This window comes from Leisingera sp. F5 (genome assembly GCF_001593695.1).
The window spans coordinates 1-3,887 of sequence record NZ_LUKH01000205.1 but is presented as its reverse complement, the minus strand read 5'-3'; the positions used below and the strand labels follow the sequence as shown (position 1 = coordinate 3,887).

The window sequence follows — 3,887 nt, the reverse complement described above, 5'->3', positions numbered from 1 at the left end:
CGGCTGGGAGGTGGAGGTGTTTCTTTACGGCGATGCTGAGAAGCTGCCACCGGATGCGAGGGTGAACTGCGAGCGGTGGCGGGAGTTGGGTGGCGTCGAAGAGATAACAGACTACGATGGCAAGGATGGTTGGCTTTGCGATGTCTTGATCGATGCTCTTTTCGGCACGGGTCTGACGCGATCGCTTCCTGATCTTGGTGATCTCTTCTGGAATATGGAAGACATGGTCGACTGCTTTGACATCGAGTTCGGCCACAAGAGGGGCAGGCCCGCGATTGTCTCTGTCGATATTCCTAGCGGGATATGTTCGGACAGCGGGAAAGAATTTCCGCACGAAGCGGATTATTTTCGATTTTCGGCAACTGCGCATCTAACGGTCAGCTTTCACCGTCACAAGCAAGGGCATTTTCTCGCGGAAGGTCCAGACCACTGCGGGAAGACTGCAGTGAAGGACATTGGACTGAAAGAAGGCAAGAATTGGCGCAAGGATAACAGCAGGTCACTGTGTAACTTAGCCACGCGCCTTCACCCCTCGTGGGCGCGGAAAGACCGGGATAGCCACAAATACACTAACGGCCATGCTCTCATCCTCTCCGGCGGCCACGGCAAAACTGGCGCCGCCCGCCTCGCAGCCCGCGGCGCCCTGCGCATCGGGGCAGGGCTGGTTACCGTCGGCTCGCCGCGCTCGGCGATGTTTGAAAATGCCGCCAATCTGACTGCCATCATGCTGCGGCAGATCGACGGCGCGCATGGGCTGGTGGAGCTGATGGAAGACGAACGGCTCAGCGCTATTTGCCTTGGCCCTGGCATGGGACGCGGGGCGGATACGCAGGCGATGGTATTCGCCACATTGAAGGAAAAACGGGCAACCGTGCTGGATGCAGATGCGCTTACCCGGTTCGAGATGAAGCCGGAGGTGCTGTTTGAGGTTTTGCATGAAGACTGTGTGATCACCCCGCATGGCGGGGAATTTGCCAGGCTGTTCCCGGACCTGGCCGAGAAACTGAATGCGCCAGCCACCACAGGCCCGGCTTACTCTAAAGTGGATGCCACCCGCGAGGCGGCCAAACGCGCCGGCTGCGTGGTGCTGTTCAAGGGGCCGGATACGGTGATTGCCGCGCCGGGCGGCCGCTGCTCGGTCAATTCCGCGCATTACGAACGTTCTGCCCCCTGGCTGGCCACCGCCGGGTCGGGCGATGTGCTGGCGGGCTTCATCACCGGGCTGATGGCGCGCGGGTTCTCTCCCATGCAGGCGGCGGAAACTGCCGCCTATGTCCATGTGGAATGCGCGCTGGAATTCGGCCCCGGCCTGATCGCCGAGGACCTGCCAGAGCAGATCCCCGCCGTGTTCCGCAAGCTGGGGCTGTAACGCTCCGGCTCAGGCTGCCGGGCGCAGATCTTCGTCCGGTGCGGCGGCCGCGGCCAGTTCTAGTCCGCCTGCATAAATCACATGCGGGCGGGAAAACTCCAGGATCGTCAGATCCATCATCTGCAGACCCAGATCACGGATGAATTCGCCATCCACCAGCTCATAGGCCGGCACCACTGCCTGCGGCTGGCCGAACATTGCCTTGGCGCGCCAATCACGGACCAGGACCCGCTGGTCCCAAGGGACGGTCAGGTCGCTGTCTGCGCGGGTGTCGCCAAGCGATCCGGCAGAAATGCATACGGCTTGCAGCATGGCGCGGCGGGTGCGGACCGCTTCTACCCGGGCCATGCCCTGGGTGCGGGTGATGAGGCTGCCGCCTGCTTTAACCTCTTCCGCTGCGCGCTCGCCCTCGCGGGTCAGCACCAGGGTGCCGCGCAGCAGGCTGATGTTCTGGCTGCCCTGATACAGGCGCCGGGGCTGTGCTTGGCCGCGCATAGCCAATTGCGCGCGCAAGGCCGCATTACCAAACGGTTTCATGTTGTTACTCGCTCTGTCTGCCTCAGACTTTTTTGTGAATCTATGCCAGAACCGGATTCCAGGCCCAGCCTTTTCCGGCGAAAGTCTGCTCATTGTTGCAATTATGCGGACGGATTGTTGCCGTTTTACACAGGGTGTCCGAGGCTGCGTTTTCCGCTCGCATCCGCCGCTGTCCTTTGATAATCACCGCGACACGCAAAGCGGTGCTTTGTGTGCGTGCGGGTGTGGCGGAATTGGTAGACGCACCAGATTTAGGTTCTGGCGCCTTTGGCGTGGGGGTTCGAGTCCCTTCACCCGCACCATTTAGATCTTCAACGTAAGCGCCCGGTTTCTACCCGCCTGCCTGATTTTCTCCTGATGTTCTAAGACACGTGCTTAGCGACGTCGTTACCGACGTATCTTGGGGGGAGTTTGTCATGCGCGGCGAGATTCTCGGCGTTGAACGGCGCCGGCGCTGGAGCGGTGAGGAGAAGCTTACGATCGTCACATCTGTGGGGATCGACAGGGCAACAGTAACGCGGGTGGCACAGCATCACGATGTGACGCGGCAGCAAATTTATGGCTGGCGGCACGAGCTGAAGCGGAAGGGGCTATGGTCGCCTGACCGAGGGACCGTGTTTCTGCCGGTTGGTCTCCCGGCAGCCGAGGCTCCTCCAGCGGAACCCGCTGCCAGCCCCTCCGTTCCTATTGAGCTGCGTCTGGCCAACGGACGTTGCTTGCGGTTTCCCAGTGACCTGGACGCCGCTGTGCTGGCCGGGCTGGTCCCCGCAGTGGAGGCGGCATGAACGGCCCAGGAACCGGTGTCCGGGTGTATCTTGCCTGCGGCGTCACAGACATGCGCAAAGGCATCGCGGGGTTGTCAGCCCCTGCCCAGGATGTTCTGCGCCAGAAGCCCGCGGGAGGTGCCGTCTTTGCCTTGCGGGGCCGCGGTGGCGGCCGGCTGAAGCTTTTGTATTGGGATGGCCAGGGATTTTGCCTTTACTGCAAGGTGCTGGAGCGCGGACGCTTCCCGTGACCCAGCAGCGGGGACGGCGCCGTTCGCCTGACCTCGGTGCAGCTGGCCATGCTCTGGGAAGGTATTGATTGGCGGCACCCTGACTGGGGCGTGCCGCCCGCACGGGTCGGATAGATTATCCCCTTGAAGTCATTGTTTTATTGGCCATTCCGGACGCTGCATGGTATCTGTCGGCATGTCCGGTGACGCCGATGTTCACCCCAGCGATCCCGCCGTTCTGAAGGCCCTGATCGCCTCTCTTCAGGCGGAGAATGCACGCATGTCAGCCGCGCTTCAGGCCCACGATCAGCTGGTCCAGGCCCTGCGCCTGCGGATTGCCAAGCTCCAGAAGCAGGCCTTCGGGAAGTCGTCTGAAAAGATCCAACGGGAGATCGCCCAGCTCGAACTGGCGCTGGAAGACCTGCTGATCGCAACCGCCGAACAGCAAGACGAACCGCCCGAGGAGGAGGATGCCGAGCCTCCCGCCACCGATCCCGGGACCGCCGAGGTGCGCCCCCGTCGCAGGCCGCGGGTGTCGGACGAGACACCACTTGAACGCCGTGAGCTTGATCCCGGCACCTGCTGTCCCGATTGCGGGGGTGGTCTCCGTGTGGTCGGCGAGGATGTGAGCGAACTGCTCGACATGGTCGCTGCGCAGATGAAAGTCATCCAAGTCGCGCGGGTGAAGAAGTCCTGCCGCCGGTGCGAGAAGATGGTGCAGCCCGCCGCCCCGAGCTGCCCCATCCCCGGCAGTATGCCGGGCCGGGCCTGCTGGCCCACGTGCTGGTCTCCAAGCTTGATGACCACGTGCCGCTCTACCGCCTCAACGAGATCTACGCCCGCAGGGGGGCGGCCGGGTCATGAAGGTGCTTGAGCCGGTCATCGAAAGGATAGAAGCCGAAGTCATGGCGGCACCGTTGCTCCACGCTCCCTCTCGGCAGCATCCTTCGGATGCGCTTGCCGGGCAATGGATGACACACCGATCCG

3 protein-coding genes, 1 tRNA gene and 2 pseudogenes are annotated in these 3,887 nt (G+C 62.5%); 5 read left to right on the top strand and 1 reads right to left on the bottom strand.

Going from position 1 to position 3,887, the window contains the following annotated elements; translation table 11 throughout:
• The coding region (locus A2I95_RS27355; protein ID WP_291734974.1) for an NAD(P)H-hydrate dehydratase at positions 1-1,369 on the top strand (1,369 nt) is incomplete at its 5' end.
• A 9-nt stretch (positions 1,370-1,378) separates the two neighbouring features.
• Here the strand turns inward: A2I95_RS27355 and A2I95_RS27350 are convergent.
• On the bottom strand, positions 1,379-1,906 hold the full coding sequence (locus A2I95_RS27350) for a Hint domain-containing protein (protein ID WP_260008132.1): 528 nt from the start codon (positions 1,904-1,906) through the stop codon (positions 1,379-1,381).
• 218 nt (positions 1,907-2,124) lie between these two features.
• Here A2I95_RS27350 and A2I95_RS27345 point away from each other — a divergent pair.
• From A2I95_RS27345 to A2I95_RS27330, 4 genes and pseudogenes are all read left to right on the top strand, one after another.
• Positions 2,125-2,208, top strand: a tRNA-Leu gene (locus tag A2I95_RS27345).
• A gap of 114 nt (positions 2,209-2,322) precedes the next feature.
• Positions 2,323-2,691: a transposase gene (locus A2I95_RS27340; RefSeq protein ID WP_291734971.1), complete on the top strand. Its 369-nt coding sequence runs from the start codon at positions 2,323-2,325 to the stop codon at positions 2,689-2,691.
• Positions 2,688-3,035, top strand: a pseudogene (tnpB, locus tag A2I95_RS27335) (IS66 family insertion sequence element accessory protein TnpB). Before A2I95_RS27340 ends, tnpB begins: the two are co-directional and overlap by 4 nt.
• Before the next feature lie 61 nt (positions 3,036-3,096).
• Positions 3,097-3,887 (top strand): annotated as a pseudogene (locus tag A2I95_RS27330) (IS66 family transposase zinc-finger binding domain-containing protein); the annotation flags it as partial.

Bases quoted from the DNA above. Each gene is read 5' to 3' on its own strand.
- A2I95_RS27340 (WP_291734971.1), top strand. From the start codon at position 2,323: ATGCGCGGCGAGATTCTCGGCGTTGAACGGCGCCGGCGCTGGAGCGGT.
- A2I95_RS27350 (WP_260008132.1), bottom strand. From the start codon at position 1,906: ATGAAACCGTTTGGTAATGCGGCCTTGCGCGCGCAATTGGCTATGCGC.